Source organism: Marivirga aurantiaca, from assembly GCF_016679925.1.
GTDB classification, from domain to species: domain Bacteria; phylum Bacteroidota; class Bacteroidia; order Cytophagales; family Cyclobacteriaceae; genus Marivirga; species Marivirga aurantiaca.
This window is the reverse complement of sequence record NZ_JAEQBW010000002.1, coordinates 552,430-567,353: the sequence shown is the minus strand read 5'-3', so window position 1 is coordinate 567,353 and position 14,924 is coordinate 552,430. Positions and strand designations below refer to the sequence as shown.

Sequence of the window (14,924 nt, the reverse complement as noted above, 5' to 3'; positions counted from 1 at the left end):
CTGACAAAACATACATAATAAACATCATATTTTGCGTCTGCTAAAAATTAATTTCAAAGTAATATGAAAAAGACTTAAGATACCTCTATCATCTATTTTAAAGCATTTTAATGAAAAAGTATATTTTGATTGCATAAAATCAGCCCTTTTAATTATTAATTTACCAACAAATTCATACATCATTTTCTCTAAATCCAAATATTGTTTTTTTTCCATTTATCACTGATTGTAATGAATTTTATATTGTTTTGTCTGTTATACCAATCACTAATTGCATCTAAACAACAACATGGCATTACAAGAAGAACTAGAGAAACAAGGAGTATGGCTTTTCAAATACAGAGGTACTCTTCCCATTATTATCTTATTAGTAGGTCTGGCAATTTACCTACATACTGCACTTAATCCTGAAATCTTCCTTCTGAAAGGAACTATCTATGAAGACTATTTTGTCTATTTCTGCATCTTCATAAGTTTAATAGGGCAAGTGGTCCGGGCGTATACTGTAGGCCACACTCCCAAAAATACCTCCGGAAGAAACACTGGTGAACAAGTGGCAGATACATTGAATACTTCCGGGATTTATTCAACTGTAAGACATCCTTTATATGTTGGGAATTTTCTGATGTGGCTTGGGCCTGCACTGGTAACAGGAAATGTATGGTTTGTTGTCGCCTTTTGCTTATTCTATTGGGTATATTACGAAAGAATTATGTTTGCCGAAGAACAATTCCTTCGTAGAAAATTCAAAGATACTTATACAAGCTGGGCAGAAAGGGTTCCTGCTTTTATTCCTTCGTTCAAGAATTTTGAAAAACCCAATATCTCTTTCAGTTGGAAAAAAGTATTGAAAAAAGAGAAAAATGGATTTGCTGCTATATTTATCATTTTTGCACTTTTTGATGTACTAGGTCAATTGGTGACCGGTAAAAATGATTACAATTATTATCTATTGGGGGCATGTGCTTTTTCGATTGTCCTCTATATCATTTTAAAAATCCTGAAAAAGAAATCTTCCGTCTTACATACGGAAGGAAGATAGAATTGATTATAGTTATTTATAGCAATGAAAAGCCGACTTATACTTACTATAAGTCGGCTTTTTTATTGGCATTTTCACCATAGTAATTTGAAAAACTCCTAATTAAAGCTGACTTATATCCGTGCTACAGATCCACTCCTATCAGTAAACTACAACGCTTAGTTTCTGATTTTAACTTCCTATAGTAAATCTCTTCTTAAGATTGATGTAAATCTGTTTGCAGTTCACTCCACTCTTTTAAAGTAGCCAATTCATCTTTTATACTTTTCCTGATCAGAAAATAGAGCCCCACTGCAACAAAAACAAAAGATATGTGCATTAAAATCATCCATTTCTGCTCAATATGGAGGCTAAACTCGGGGGTTAACAAATAAAAGCCAATTACATACAAAACAAGTATGATGATGGTAAAAACACCGTGTATCTTCTTTCGCAGATGATGAAACTCCATCATTTTTCGAATGTGCTGCTCGGTTGTCATGTCAGGAGGCAAACTAAAGCCTTTCATTAAACTGAAAACCTCTGCCAGTATTCTGACCAACAAACCTCCCAACATAAAAAGCATACCTATGTGACTTAACAATTCATTAAAAGGCGCTATGTATTTGAAAAACAAGACAAGCCCTATAAAAGTAATACTCAACACTATGATAGTTCCATAATGGCTCATTATAGATTCTCTTTTCTTTTTTTGTGCCAACTGAATAATTTCCTCTATACCTGAACCTTTCTCCACAAGCTGCTTTCGTCCCGATTGCCACTGATTTTTATAAGTATCAAAATTTTCCATTTTCTATTATTTCTTTAAGCCTGGTCTTTATTCTATGTATTCTTACTCTCAAATTCGTAGGGTTAATCCCAATTACCTCTCCTATTTCATCATAGCTGAGGTCATCCAATACCATCATAATAATTAAGCGGTCCATTTCTTTTAATTGACCAATTGCTGCAAATAACAGATCGTATTCATCGGCTTCGCTTGTATCTGCATTCATTTCCGAATGTTCCGTATCCAATGAAGTATACAGTAATTTCTTGTTTTTTCTGAGGTAACTCAAGCAAGTATTTACAGTAATTCTGTACACCCAGGTTTTGTAAGAAGAGCGCCCTTCAAAACCTGCCAATGCATTCCAGACATTCATAAAAATCTCTTGTGTTAAATCATTTGCAGCTTCTTCATCTCCCTTCACATACCCAAGGCAAACTTGTTTTACCATGGGTTTAAATTGCAAATGAAGAGCTTCAAATGTTTGAGGGGTAAAATTCATTGAGACAGAAAATCATTTAATTGGTCATAAAACCATTCCGGCTGATCAAACATAATAAAATGCTTGCTATCAGGAGCCAATACAATTGACTTTTCCTTAAGATGAAGAAATTGCTCTTCAAAGTTTTTCAACACAATCTCTCTATCCGGGAAGTCCGCTCCTAAAATGATTGTTTTTGCCTTTATATCTTTCAGCGAAGGTCTTAAATCCACTTTCAGTAAATCTGTATAACCATACACAAAAGTTTCTCTGTCTGCTTCAATTCCCCATTGCGTTAAATCATTTATTTTACTTTTATTGTTGGTCATATTTTGAGCCATTAAATTGGCCATAGCCGCTATAGCACTGTCATTTTGCTGCAACATTTGTTGATTATAAGCACTTTCATATTGTATTGCTGTTGATGGAACTCCCGGCATCATTAGAGCACGCATGCAGGGCAAAGCATCCACAAGGATTAATTTGTCAATCTTCTCCGGAAATTCAGCAGCAAGTTCCATGGCCAACATACCTCCCATGCTATGCCCAACTATCGAGAAATGATTGAGCTTCTCTTTGAGAATATAGGCTCTTAATTCTTTTTTAATAGTTTCGTACCAGGGCATTTCAATAGCTGGTAAACCATTAAAGCCTGCATAGGAAACCATGATTGAGCTATGCTGCTTTTCTAAATGCTGTATGCTTTCTTCCCATACAGCACCTGGAGTGGTAAAGCCTGGTAAAAGCAGCAGAGTGTTTCCCTCACCAGATTTTTCTGTATAAATAGCCGGATTTTGAGAAAAAGCTATCCAGGAAAATAAAAAGAATGCTAAAGTGATTGTAATTGTTTTCATACGTTTTCAATTTATAAGTTTCCACTTAGTATCAAAAACCATTGAATTGTTACATTGAACCGAAAATATTCTCCAAAAACTCTATCACTCTGCAAATTAGTCGCTAATCAGTTACTTTGCTCACTCTCCCCTTTTAATGTCTATTCCAGGTTGAAAGCTTAATTTTAGGCTTCTCATGAAAAATAAATATTCATTTAAAAATTAGATTCTTTTAATCAGGAGATACAAGAATTAAATTCGCCTATGAAATCTCGAAAAATTAAGAGTTTTACTGAATATTGAGGTTTTCACTTAAATTTCACACCTCTTAAAACCATATTTTCTTCTCCTTTCTTTTGTTTTGATACAAAAGAAACAAAAAATCAAGACAAAAAGATGCTTCCACGCTGCAATTCAACGCGCTCCCCGCCTTTTTGTCGGCCAGCCCGCCCGATTATAGCGAAGATCATTTGGTTATTGAACATCGAAATATTTAACAAGACAACTCTAATTTTATGCTTTTTGGGATTTCCAGTAAGAATGTCGTATTGATAAAAAAAGATCCGACTAATTCATAGTCAGATCTTTATCACATAAACTGAAGCGGTATTGCTTAAGAAGCTAACATTGCAGTTTTTATTTGTTTTACTATTTCTAAATGCCCCAAGCCAAATTCTTTCCAGGCCAGGTTCAATGCTTTCATGTCAAAATGCTTCACTATTGTACCATAATGAGCATGTTCACCATCAATTGTAGGATAGCCAATTACATAAATACTATCGGCAAGCTCAACAGCCAATTCAATATCATGTGTGGAATACATAATGGTATTAAATGAATGAAGAGAGCTGATTAGGTTAAAGGCATTTTTGGCATCTTCAATGTTTCCTACATCTAGCCCTGAGAAAGGTTCATCAAGCACCATGTAATGCCCGGAACAAAATATTTGCTCAATAATAGCTGTTCTCTGTCTTTGCCCCCCGGATAATTCATTGGGATATTGATCTTTTGCTTTTTCAAGTCCCCATTCAGACAGATAACTCATGATTTTGTCATGTTTTTCCTCCTTTGTCATCTTCTGGTTTCTCAACGCAAATAATAAAGCCTCATAGACAGTTTTATTTCTAAAGAGAGTGTATTTTTGATCTACAAATCCAACATCTCCTTCTTCAACTTCTTTGGCATCGTTTCCTCCATCTGTTAAGGTATCTGCTATCAAAATTTTGCCTGTAGTGGGTTTTACCAAGCCTGTAAGTGCCCTGAACAGCGTGGATTTACCCCGGCCTGAACGACCTACAAATGCTATTACCTGTCCGGTAACACTGCCTTCTCTTACAACATCCTTTTCAACAAAGTTGATATCCTTTATAATTACTTTATCACCATAAGCCACGCTTAGGTTTTCAACATAGAGTAAGGTATTATGCTTGCTATAACTCATCAAACTAAATCTTTGAATATCTAAAAAATGTTTTTCTAATGAAGCTCAAGATAAAATCTATAGATAAGCCCAGCGTTAAAATAACAATCTGCAAAGCTATAATTCTCCCATGGTTCATGAATTTATCAGAGTTTTTAATAAGAAATCCCAAGCCACCGGCTGCAACAAGAATTGACTCCACTGTTACCAGCATCATCCACACTATGGCCAGATTCTGACGGATAACCTCAATAACATGATCAATTCTTCCTTTCACAACAACTTCCCATAATACTTCCCATCTGTTGCACTTTAACGATCTGGCATGATCAAATTCCTGCTCACCTATTGCGTTGACCATACTTAATAAAGAAGTAGTTAAATAGGTACTCATAAAAGTAACCAGCACCCAAATCTGCATTGTTCTGGCATTGCTAATAAGTATAGCAAGGTAAAAAGTGATCCCGGTAAGCGGCAAATACCTTAATTTACTTACAGCAATGGCTATTGGCTTAATTACAGGAATAGTAGATAGGTATGTGAGTATCAATGATATGATGATTGCTACAAATATAGCTATGACGCATAACCATAATGAACTGGCAATGTGTACTACCAATCCTTCATTATATAATTCCACAAAACCTGTTAAAACCTGCTGTGGGGAAGGAAATAAATGCCTTTCACCCATACTGGTTAAAAACCAGATAAGAAGCAATGCACCAATCCAGAAAATCACAATCATTCTGGCAGTGTTCTTACCTACATCTTCGAATGGTTTAACTAAATACTTCATCAGCTTATCTTATAAAAAAACAGCTCCCCCTTAAATAAAAGGAGAGACTATCTTGGTGAGTGATTTATTTCAGTAAACTGATAACTACTCTTCTGTTTTTTGCTTTCCCACTACTAGTAGAATTACTGGCAATAGGCTCATCTTCGCCTTTACCTATAACACTTTGGAAACGTGATTGTGGAATTCCTTTGCCACGCAAGAAGTTAACCACAGATTGAGCTCTTTTTTGAGACAAATCATAATTCATTTCAGCAGAACCATCGTTATCGGTATGTCCTTCAAGCCTAAGTTTTGTATCCTCTGCCTGAATTAAAAGGTTATAAATTGTTTCTAAAGTAGCTTCAGAAGAAGGTGAAATATTGGCACTTGCTGTTTGGAAATTAATATTCCACTCACCGGATGCCATTACTTCATCAGCAACCTGGCTATAATCAGCCTTGTAAGCAGAACCGGCATCAATGTCATTTATATTTTTTATAAAGTAAAGATTAACAGCTTCATCATAAGGAATAATTCGCTTCACTGATTCATTAAAACCAAATGGATTCAGCTCACTTAAATAAGAAGAAACCTGGTTATAAACCGCTTTGTATCTGTTCGTTCCATCAGTAATACCATAATATTGCATTACATCGGCATAGTTAAAAACCCTTGAGCCTCCCATGTTATAATCAATGCCATTTTTAGTACCTTTTTGCCCCTTGAACATATCGTACCAGTACTTTGGCGTTTCCAATTCGTAAGTTGATGCAACAGCTTCAGAAGCACGCACACTCCACTCATCATACTGCTTCATTTGATTGGAAGCAGTTAAAGCTGACTTTAAAATATTACTTACAATATCCGGGTGCTTAACAGCCCATTCCTTTACAGCAATCACTGTAGTGGCCATTTGATTATTGAATTCCTTTGTAGAAACGATATCAGTAAAACCACTTAGCTCATCGAACACCATTTTATCTCCTGGCGTCCATGTTGCGCAACCATCGATCTTTTTATTAATCACCTTACCGGTCAATTTTCCATTAATTACCTCTTTTAAAGGTACTGTCCAACCTGCTTTTTGCGACTTGATTAGTTCCTCGGCTGATTTTATATAATCATCATCCTGAGAAGGATAAAAATTAACTGCCTCAGCATCATAAGTAGTTACATCCGGGTTAACTTTAAGTCCGTTGGCAAAAGCGTAATTCAGAGCCGTTACCCAATCACCATCACCCAAAACAGTAGATATCAAAGCACCTTTCATACTTTTAGGATCAACTTTCCAACTCGGGGGGCCTATTAATTTATCTTCTCCATAGCTCAAACCTACAGCTCCAACCACCTGAACATGGTATTTATCAACACCAAATTTATCATTCAAAGCCTGTTGCATGGTACTAATATAAAATGGTGCACCATCTCCCATCATCATAATAGCAAAAGCACTTTTATCAGCATCAGGAAATTCTTCACCTCTGTCAAATTCTTCAATAAATTTCATTTGCATATTCCGAAGTTCGGAAAGCCAATCTTGTCTTACAATTTCAAGGTTAACCCCATTCTTCTCCATTAATGATCCGGCTGTGGTTCTTGCTCCTCCATTAGATACAATTATACCTGACTGAGCATTCCATGCATAAGCGGCAATCCTTACAAGTGGCTTATCATCTACTTCGCTTGATCTCTTAGTAGATGGCAGGGGCATTTTCTCTGTCGAAGTAATATTGTTTACTTCTTTATTATCAATATTTAGCTTATCTAATTGCTTCGCCTCACCAACTATAAGGCCAGGTGAATAAAAATAAATTGAGGCAAGGATAGCCCCAATTACTACTACTACAATTAATAATTCTGATAAGGTTGTTAACTTTGATGTTCGTAAAATCTTTCCCATTTTTTTCTTTTTTAATCAAACATATTACCGAATCCTCCTCCGGCTTGTTTATCTTCTTGTGTTAATCTATAATTAGGATTATTGTATTTTTTTGATTCAGGAATAAAATCATCTCCTGTCTTAATTTTATCTGCCAACGTATCTAGTTGAGAATATAACTCGTCACTATTTACATCATATTTTGAGGTTAACATGTCAATATCAGATAGATTCTCCTGCGTTTTGGCAATATCCATCGCAATGGTTTCTGTTACCACATCAAGTGCGTATTCCAGCTCCCAATCTTTTGTGAAAAGCATAGCAGATTTAGCCCCATCAGTGGCAGCTTTGGCTGTTTTGGCAAATTCATATTCCTTTTCAAGCATTTTAATGGTTACCTCAAAATCAGAAATTTTAATGTCTATTGCTGTTCCGGCCAAGGTAAGTTTGCGATCCAACTTGCCCATAATATTAGCTCTACTTCCATATTTCTGCACAAAGCTCTTACTTTGTTCCAGCTGATGTGAAATCCGCTGTGACTGGGACAGTTTTTTCGCCAAATTGCTATGAAGTTCTACATATTCATCTGTATCCTTTCCTGCATTGCCTTTTTCACTCAATATAGCTTCCATCTGAGATTTGATGCCTTGTGCTTGCTTTTGTAATGAAAGTACTTGATCCTGGAATTCTTTTGCTTCTTTTTCAGACCGAAATGCTTCAGACTCCATCGTATTCTTTAAGGCTTTGATCTTTGCTTTTGAATCAACAAAAACCTTTCTGTTCTTAAGCATTTTCATTTTCTGCTCCTGTAACTCACCAAAAGGATCATGTCTGATCAATGATTTGTGAATTGATCTGGTAACGCTCCTTAAACCTTTAAAAATGACTGGGAGCATCATTACAAAAAATATCAGAAAAACTGCCACGCCTGCCAATGCAATAATTTGCCCAAGGGCAGTAAATAATGGGGGGAGTATATACACCCATGCAGCATAGCCTAAGCCTCCGAAAAGAGCTATTTTTAATAATGCGTTAAGCCCCTTTTCTCCGCTTCTCCAGTTTTTAGGGTTTAAGGAAATCTCTCCTTTTTCGTCATTAAAATGTTTTAGAATGGGTAGCTCTAAGACATGGCTTTTTGATTGTTGTTTATCCATTTAGATAAAATTATATGTTTTTATTTATTCCATTCACTACTACCATTATAGTGTCCAGAATTTTAGATTTCGCCACATCATTTGCAGTGATTTTTTGATCTATTTCTGAAACTTCTGCCAGCATATTTATATCAATTGACTGCAAATCCTTCTTTTTGCTGCTAATCTGATTTTGTATATCCCTTAGCTGTTTCTCCAAAGAAGAAATTTCGGCAACAAGGTTCTCTTTTTTTACTTTTTGAGCATTTTGAATTTGTTCTTTCTTGGATTTTCCCTGGCCTTCATACTTCTGATGAACTTTTTCAATTTCCGCTATATAAAAATCGGATTGCTCTAATAGGCTACTTTTAGTGATCTTTGAGTCAACACTTTGAGCCATTGTAAGAGCCATTTTATACATCTGAGGATCATTGGAACCTACTGATTGAATGGCTTTAAAAAATTCATAAAAATCATAACCCGGCTGATTTAATCCTTCAAAGCCAGCTTCGTACATTTCAATAATAGAAGCCAATACAGATTCACTTAAATCCTGTTTTGGTGTAACCTTCGGAAATTGTGTAGTGCTTTTAGGAGAATCAGGGAAATTTTGGGAAGGTTTGGCCTTCTCTACTACTTTTTTAGCTTTAGAATCTTCCTCTACTTGACTTTTGTCAACATTTACAAATAGAGCTTTCCAATCGAATTTTTCTTTAGACATAGTAATATATTGTTCAAAAATAGAAATTAATTTGTTATATAAAAAATCAAATTTATATCATTTTCTTGTCAGAAATTCAGTTAATGCTGTATTTATTCAGTACTGCTGCGTTTAATATCGATAGAAGGTTATTTAATAAGTCTGGACCATGCATATTTCAGGATTAAAAACAAGCAGACAAATGCTATGAGTAATTGTATGATACCTCCAAGAAATACTACTCCAAAATAGGTACGTTGCAAGACGAAAATTATAAAGAATGATGTACCTATTAAAATCATCAAGGCTGAGAGCTTTCCAAAACCAGGAATTGCTTTCATTCCTATTTTTTTACTCAATATAAATAAGCTTAAAACCATAAAAATGATTGGTAGGAAATAAATCATCACATTTAGTTCCAGCAGATTAGCACTCAATATAAAAAACATATAAAAAGTAAGCACAGCAGCAAGAATCCCTGGAATACAAACCCCATAAACTATTACACTAGCCACATATTTAAGTCTGTTAAAATTATTGCGATTAACAGTTGTTGAAAGTATAAGTGTAGCAATAAATAGGATACAGAAATAGGCTAATATAATGTATTGGCTTTCTGAAAGGAAGTTAATGAGATCTTGTATAGTCACTTGTTTTCTGTTTAGTTTTATTCCTGATCAAATAAAATAATTTCATCTACAGCTTTTAATACCTCTGGTACATCCTCCTCTGTAATGGTCATTAAAATTTCTTTAGTAATAGGAGTAACTATTACAATACGGTTGGCCTGCTTTTCAATAATTTTTTCAAATAAATTCCGCATTGTTCTGGCATTGCCAAATCCTCTATGTCGCTTTTCATGAGCCCGCTCTATAATTGCCATCACCTTTTCTTCAGCATCCTCACTTAGCACAAAATCAGCATTGGTCACATACAGTTTGAATATTTCCAACAATGCTTCCGGTTCAAAATGATCAAATTCAAAATAGCGATTAAACCTTGATTGAAGGCCGGGATTAGATTGAATGAAGATTTCCATTTCATCCGGATAACCTGCCACAACTATTACTAAATCACTCCTTTTATCCTCCATCCTCTTGAGCAATATCTCAATGGCCTCCTGACCAAAATCATTAAGACCGCCAGATGAAAGGGAATAAGCTTCATCAATAAAGAGCACCCCTCCTTCGGCCTGTTTGATTATTTCTTCTGCTTTAATGGCTGTTTGTCCTACATAACCTGCCACTAAGCCAGCCCTATCTGTTTCAACAACATGTCCGTTCTTTAGATAACCTAAATGTTTATATATTCTCCCAAGCAATCGGGCTACTGTAGTTTTACCTGTTCCGGGAGGCCCCATAAAAACAGCGTGTAGAGCATTTTTAGTAGTTTTCAGCCCCTCTTCTTCTCTGATTTTCTGTATTTTCAGAAAATTGGTCAAATTATTCACACTACCTTTTATTCCATCAAGACCAATTAGATCATTCAGCTCATCCAACACTATTTCCAGAGTGTCATTTTCAGGAATTCCTTTATAATCAGAGTGGGAAATGATAATTTTGGGATGATTAAGTTTTTCCAGTATTTGCTTTAAAAATTCTTCCTCTGCTTTGGTAATGCTGCCATCTGATTTCACCATTAATGAGGCTATTCTGTTGATGACTCCTACAAGGCCAGGCAAAAGTTCACTTTTCATTTTGGCTAATACTGAAGAAAGCATCAATTCTCCTTCCATAGCTTTAACAGCTTGAATAAATGAAGTATTCCTAATCAGCTGTATGTTCTTATCAAACTGTTCAGAAGTAGTAAGCGCGTTGAGTTTTTCCAGGCTATAAATTGTACTTAAATCTTTTCCCTGAATCATCTCATATAAGTAGATAAGAATAAATTTAGCTCCTGATTCATTGGCATTATTTCCTGAAGATACTTTTAGATAATCATTATATACCTGCAATATATCAGCCATTAAAACATACTCTGCTTTATAATGGGAAGCCGAATGACTATCATTTGCCAATTGAGCTACTATATTACTAAATTCCTTATCTGAATTGAGTTGCCTGCAAATAGAGAGTGATTTAACCACTTCTTGTTTAAGTATATTGACAAACTCCGCACTTACCTTAGGGGAATTGGAGTTGATTTCATTTTTCATTCAGAAGTAGCTAACTATAATAATAAATCAATTCTAAGTCAGCAATATAATAATAATTACAAAAATTTGATCAAAATTAGGTAAGTATATGAAAATAATAATTCTCTTATCTGTGTAGTAGTTGGTCGTAAAATGATAATGGATTGCCCAAAACGCCAACTACTGACAAGAGAGCGGAATTATAATAGAACCTAATGCTTTGAAAATGCTGGATTACCTGGGGCTTGGGGCTCAAATACGGGCAATCAAGATTATGTGATAACAATTCGTGGCGCTTTGGTTAAATGGCACATAGCAGATTGGATCTGCTTAGCATGAAGAATTATGAAACTCACGCCAGAATCAGTAACCAAAAAACAAATGAATAAACACTATACCATTGATGAATCACTGAAAGGAGCAAGTAGTATTTTTTAGTTCTCAGCATTCTTTTATTTATATTTTAAATGTCAATTAAATCTACTAGATTAGTTACATTTCAAATACCATCGCACACTTTATGCATTGATTCCTAAAATAAAAGCAAAATGAAAAACAACTACAAACCAGATGGATATAATTCTGTCTCTCCTTATTTTGTGGTAGATGGAGCCCAAAAACTAATTGATTTACTTAAGCAGATTTTTGATGCGGAAGAATTGAGACGTTACGACACACCTGATGGCAACATCATGCATGCTGAACTTCGAATTGATGATTCTGTTTTGATGATGGGAAATTCCTCCGTTCAATATCCACCAAATCAATTAATGCTACATATTTATGTGAAAGATGTAGATCAAACTTTTCAGAAGGCGATTGATGCAGGTTGTCAATCAGTAGAAAAACCAAAAGAAAGAGAAGGTGATCCTGATCGCAGAGGCACATTCAAAGATTTTGCCGGAAACACATGGTCTATCTCTACTCAAAACTGAAATAGCAAAATAATGCCAAAGAACATGCTTTTTCGGTTTGATATAGACATAATAATATAAAAGAAGACTATAAGATGTATGTTAACTCACGCGATTATTCATCTTCTCCACTCCTCAATGCCCAAATAGTGATACCGGCAACAGTAATTACTCCAACTGCGAGCAAAGCAATATTTATATTTCGCTGAGCTCTTTTCGCTTTGTTCAGATATCCAGATCCCAGTCCTCTTCTATTAATAAAGGCTTCTATATCACTCACTCTATGTTCCAATTCCTCTTTTGCTCTTTTTGCTATTTCCATCACATTTAAGTTTTGTTTGTCTTTTTATTTACGGAAAAAGTATCATTCATGTTTGATCTCTTTTCTTAAATAAAAAGGACATTCTGACTCAAAAAGAGCCATACTTAAGGAGTAGTGAAAATTAACCAATCAGCCCCTGGCTATTTTAGGTGATAGAGTTCTTACATATTTGGTGTTTTCCTTTTATTTCATCTAATAATTCACTTTTTTTATTGGATAAAAGGGGAAGCTTACTCAACAGGAAATTTGAAATATGGGATTCTTTAAAGGTTTAAGAGGTGAATTTATTGATATTATTGAATGGACAGATAATTCCAACAATACTTTAGTCTATCGTTTTGAAAGGCACGACAATGAAATTAAAAATGGCGCGAAATTAACTGTCCGTGAAGGACAGGCTGCAGTATTTATAAACGAAGGCAAAATTGCCGATGTATTTATGCCCGGCATGTATTCGCTTACTACTGAGAACCTTCCTATTCTTTCCACCCTAAAAGGATGGAAATATGGTTTTGACAGTCCTTTTAAAGCAGAAGTTTATTTCATAAGCACCCGTAATTTCACTGATCAAAAATGGGGTACTAAAAATCCCATCACTCTTTCCGACAGTCGCTTTGGTATGTTGGAAATAAGAGCTTTTGGTACCTACGTGATAAAAGTCAATGATCCTACCCTCTTTATCAGGGAAATTGTAGGTACTGATGGTCATTTTACTACTGAGGAAATCAGTAACCAGCTCCGTAGTTTGGTGGTCACCCGCTTTACAGATGCTATTGGGGAAGCTGGTTTACCTGTGGAGAAATATGCGGCCAATACCAATGAAATATCCGGGTTGGTAAAAGGCATTATGCAGGAAGATTTCAAAACCTATGGTATAGATTTGACTAATTTTCTGATAGAGAATATTTCCATGCCGGACGAAATCAAGACAGAAATATTTGAATTAAGCAGATTGAACACTATAGATTTGGACAAATTTGCTAAAATAAAAGCGGCCAAAGCCATGGAAAAAGCGGCCGAAAATGAAAGCGGAACTGCCGGTGCAGGAATGGGCATGGGAATGGGTTTCGCTATGGCCAATCAGATGGGCCAATCATTCACGCAACAACAGCCGAATCAAACAAATAATCCAAATTCCGCAGGAAGCCCTCCCCCGGTGCCCAATCAGACAGCTTTTCATGTAGTAGTGAATGGCCAGCAATCCGGCCCTCATGACATGGCCACACTGCAACAAATGATTGCTCAACACCAGCTCACTAAAGATTCCCTGGTATGGAAACAAGGGATGAACAATTGGACAGCGGCCGGTCAGATAAATGAATTTTATAATTTATTCGGAAGCGTTCCCCCACCACTTCCTCCGCAGGAATAATAATGGATAACATAACAAATAATCCGGTTGCCATTACCGATACCTTTGGCTGTATTGATTGCGGAGCAGATTTAAAATACAAGCCCGGTTCCACAGAATTGATCTGTGAATATTGTGGTGCCAAAAATGATATCCCACAATCGGAAGATATCATTGAGGAAATGGATTTTGAATCCTTTTTTGACAAGGAATCGGATATGCAGGACCAGATGTCCGTGAACATTGTCAAGTGTACAATTTGTGCTGCCGAATCTTCTTTGGAACCTCACATAACTTCTTCCAATTGCCCCTACTGCGATACTCCCTTAATTGTTAGTAATGCACATTTGGAAAATATTTTACAACCCAAAAGTCTGCTACCTTTTAAAATCCTGAAGGAAGAAGCCATTAAATCTTTCAGGAATTGGATCAAAAAACTCTGGTTTGCACCCAATGCATTGAAAAAGGCAGCCTTGTCTTTTGATCATTTTAAAGGTGTTTATCTACCATTCTGGACTTATGATTCAGATACCGAAACGCCTTATATTGGTCAGCGAGGTACCCATTATTATGTAAGTGAAACTTATTCCACTACTGAAAACGGCAAATCCGTTACTAAAACAAGACAAGTTCGTAAAACCAGATGGCATCCTGTTTCCGGCCGTATTAATCATTTATTCGATGATGTGCTCGTGCCGGCTTCCCAATCTCTTCCTCAAAAACAGGTGACTGCACTGGAACCATGGGATCTGAATAACCTTGTTCCATATGATGCCAAATTTTTAAGCGGTTTCATCACTGAGAAATACCAAATTAATCTGAAAAATGGGTTTGATAATGCCCGCAACATTATGGATTCCAGCATTACCACCTTAATCTATCAGGATATTGGTGGCGATGAGCAAAGGATACTAAGCAGAAACACCTCTTATTCCAATATTACATTCAAGCACATCCTGCTTCCTGCCTACATAAGCGCCTACAATTTCAAAGGTAAACTCTACCAGTTCATGGTAAATGCCAGAACGGGTGAAGTGCAGGGCGAAAGGCCATGGAGTGTGGTCAAAATTGTATTTGCTGTATTAGGAGTTTTAGCTGTTATTGCTTTATTGTACTTTCTTTTTAAGAAATAGGTAGTCAGGTAAAATCTGCTATTCTTAAGATAATGTCTCAA

At 35.8% G+C, this 14,924-nt stretch carries 16 protein-coding genes; 4 read left to right on the top strand and 12 right to left on the bottom strand.

The features are described 5' to 3' along the window. Positions 1-24 precede the first annotated feature (24 nt). Positions 25-216 carry a hypothetical protein gene (locus JKA74_RS07840; RefSeq protein WP_201430607.1) on the bottom strand — a complete coding sequence of 64 codons (192 nt, stop codon included), beginning with the start codon at positions 214-216 and terminating at the stop codon, positions 25-27. A gap of 73 nt (positions 217-289) precedes the next feature. Here JKA74_RS07840 and JKA74_RS07835 point away from each other — a divergent pair, with 73 nt between their 5' ends. Further along, positions 290-1,042, top strand: coding sequence for a methyltransferase family protein (locus tag JKA74_RS07835; protein WP_201430606.1), 753 nt, complete (start codon positions 290-292; stop codon positions 1,040-1,042). A 196-nt stretch (positions 1,043-1,238) separates the two neighbouring features. Here the strand turns inward: JKA74_RS07835 and JKA74_RS07830 are convergent, their stop codons facing one another. The 10 genes from JKA74_RS07830 to JKA74_RS07785 form a co-directional block, all read right to left on the bottom strand. Continuing rightward, on the bottom strand, positions 1,239-1,832 hold the full coding sequence (locus JKA74_RS07830; RefSeq protein ID WP_201430605.1) for an NfeD family protein: 594 nt from the start codon (positions 1,830-1,832) through the stop codon (positions 1,239-1,241). Continuing rightward, positions 1,819-2,310 carry an RNA polymerase sigma factor gene (locus JKA74_RS07825; RefSeq protein ID WP_201430604.1) on the bottom strand — a complete coding sequence of 164 codons (492 nt, stop codon included), beginning with the start codon at positions 2,308-2,310 and terminating at the stop codon, positions 1,819-1,821. The genes JKA74_RS07830 and JKA74_RS07825 overlap by 14 nt, the downstream gene beginning before the upstream one ends. Then, complete coding sequence (locus JKA74_RS07820; RefSeq protein ID WP_201430603.1) at positions 2,307-3,143, bottom strand: alpha/beta fold hydrolase; 837 nt, start codon at positions 3,141-3,143, stop codon at positions 2,307-2,309. The genes JKA74_RS07825 and JKA74_RS07820 overlap by 4 nt, the downstream gene beginning before the upstream one ends. A gap of 592 nt (positions 3,144-3,735) precedes the next feature. Continuing rightward, the gene (locus JKA74_RS07815) at positions 3,736-4,563 is read right to left on the bottom strand and encodes an ATP-binding cassette domain-containing protein (protein ID WP_201430602.1); all 828 of its coding nucleotides are present in this window, start codon (positions 4,561-4,563) and stop codon (positions 3,736-3,738) included. 4 nt (positions 4,564-4,567) lie between these two features. Next, a complete protein-coding gene (locus JKA74_RS07810) occupies positions 4,568-5,338 on the bottom strand; it encodes an ABC transporter permease (protein WP_201430601.1) in 771 nt (256 codons plus the stop codon). Positions 5,339-5,402: 64 nt separating this feature from the next. Continuing rightward, positions 5,403-7,217: an OmpA family protein gene (locus JKA74_RS07805; RefSeq protein ID WP_201430600.1), complete on the bottom strand. Its 1,815-nt coding sequence runs from the start codon at positions 7,215-7,217 to the stop codon at positions 5,403-5,405. An 11-nt stretch (positions 7,218-7,228) separates the two neighbouring features. Beyond that, entirely contained in the window at positions 7,229-8,350 is a 1,122-nt protein-coding gene (locus tag JKA74_RS07800) for a hypothetical protein (RefSeq protein ID WP_201430599.1), read from the bottom strand. Positions 8,351-8,360: 10 nt separating this feature from the next. Then, positions 8,361-9,050: a hypothetical protein gene (locus tag JKA74_RS07795; RefSeq protein WP_201430598.1), complete on the bottom strand. Its 690-nt coding sequence runs from the start codon at positions 9,048-9,050 to the stop codon at positions 8,361-8,363. A gap of 128 nt (positions 9,051-9,178) precedes the next feature. Beyond that, complete coding sequence (locus JKA74_RS07790) at positions 9,179-9,679, bottom strand: NfeD family protein (protein WP_201430597.1); 501 nt, start codon at positions 9,677-9,679, stop codon at positions 9,179-9,181. Positions 9,680-9,696: 17 nt separating this feature from the next. After that, entirely contained in the window at positions 9,697-11,184 is a 1,488-nt protein-coding gene (locus JKA74_RS07785; protein WP_201430596.1) for an AAA family ATPase, read from the bottom strand. Between the two features lie 527 nt (positions 11,185-11,711). Here JKA74_RS07785 and JKA74_RS07780 point away from each other — a divergent pair. After that, on the top strand, positions 11,712-12,098 hold the full coding sequence (locus tag JKA74_RS07780) for a VOC family protein (protein ID WP_201430595.1): 387 nt from the start codon (positions 11,712-11,714) through the stop codon (positions 12,096-12,098). Positions 12,099-12,192: 94 nt separating this feature from the next. On the opposite strand, the gene JKA74_RS07775 is transcribed toward JKA74_RS07780, so the two are convergent. Continuing rightward, complete coding sequence (locus JKA74_RS07775; protein ID WP_201430594.1) at positions 12,193-12,399, bottom strand: hypothetical protein; 207 nt, start codon at positions 12,397-12,399, stop codon at positions 12,193-12,195. A 253-nt stretch (positions 12,400-12,652) separates the two neighbouring features. Between JKA74_RS07775 and JKA74_RS07770 the strand changes: the two genes are divergently transcribed. Together JKA74_RS07770 and JKA74_RS07765 are read left to right on the top strand one after the other, a co-directional pair. Beyond that, entirely contained in the window at positions 12,653-13,771 is a 1,119-nt protein-coding gene (locus JKA74_RS07770; protein WP_201430593.1) for an SPFH domain-containing protein, read from the top strand. A 2-nt stretch (positions 13,772-13,773) separates the two neighbouring features. Further along, positions 13,774-14,883 carry a hypothetical protein gene (locus JKA74_RS07765; protein ID WP_201430592.1) on the top strand — a complete coding sequence of 370 codons (1,110 nt, stop codon included), beginning with the start codon at positions 13,774-13,776 and terminating at the stop codon, positions 14,881-14,883. The last annotated feature ends 41 nt before the right edge of the window (positions 14,884-14,924 follow it).

Bases quoted from the DNA above. Each gene is read 5' to 3' on its own strand.
- JKA74_RS07840 (WP_201430607.1), bottom strand. From the start codon at position 216: ATGGAAAAAAAACAATATTTGGATTTAGAGAAAATGATGTATGAATTT.
- JKA74_RS07835 (WP_201430606.1), top strand. From the start codon at position 290: ATGGCATTACAAGAAGAACTAGAGAAACAAGGAGTATGGCTTTTCAAA.
- JKA74_RS07830 (WP_201430605.1), bottom strand. From the start codon at position 1,832: ATGGAAAATTTTGATACTTATAAAAATCAGTGGCAATCGGGACGAAAG.
- JKA74_RS07825 (WP_201430604.1), bottom strand. From the start codon at position 2,310: ATGAATTTTACCCCTCAAACATTTGAAGCTCTTCATTTGCAATTTAAA.
- JKA74_RS07820 (WP_201430603.1), bottom strand. From the start codon at position 3,143: ATGAAAACAATTACAATCACTTTAGCATTCTTTTTATTTTCCTGGATA.
- JKA74_RS07815 (WP_201430602.1), bottom strand. From the start codon at position 4,563: ATGAGTTATAGCAAGCATAATACCTTACTCTATGTTGAAAACCTAAGC.
- JKA74_RS07810 (WP_201430601.1), bottom strand. From the start codon at position 5,338: ATGAAGTATTTAGTTAAACCATTCGAAGATGTAGGTAAGAACACTGCC.
- JKA74_RS07805 (WP_201430600.1), bottom strand. From the start codon at position 7,217: ATGGGAAAGATTTTACGAACATCAAAGTTAACAACCTTATCAGAATTA.
- JKA74_RS07800 (WP_201430599.1), bottom strand. From the start codon at position 8,350: ATGGATAAACAACAATCAAAAAGCCATGTCTTAGAGCTACCCATTCTA.
- JKA74_RS07795 (WP_201430598.1), bottom strand. From the start codon at position 9,050: ATGTCTAAAGAAAAATTCGATTGGAAAGCTCTATTTGTAAATGTTGAC.
- JKA74_RS07785 (WP_201430596.1), bottom strand. From the start codon at position 11,184: ATGAAAAATGAAATCAACTCCAATTCCCCTAAGGTAAGTGCGGAGTTT.
- JKA74_RS07780 (WP_201430595.1), top strand. From the start codon at position 11,712: ATGAAAAACAACTACAAACCAGATGGATATAATTCTGTCTCTCCTTAT.
- JKA74_RS07775 (WP_201430594.1), bottom strand. From the start codon at position 12,399: ATGGAAATAGCAAAAAGAGCAAAAGAGGAATTGGAACATAGAGTGAGT.
- JKA74_RS07770 (WP_201430593.1), top strand. From the start codon at position 12,653: ATGGGATTCTTTAAAGGTTTAAGAGGTGAATTTATTGATATTATTGAA.
- JKA74_RS07765 (WP_201430592.1), top strand. From the start codon at position 13,774: ATGGATAACATAACAAATAATCCGGTTGCCATTACCGATACCTTTGGC.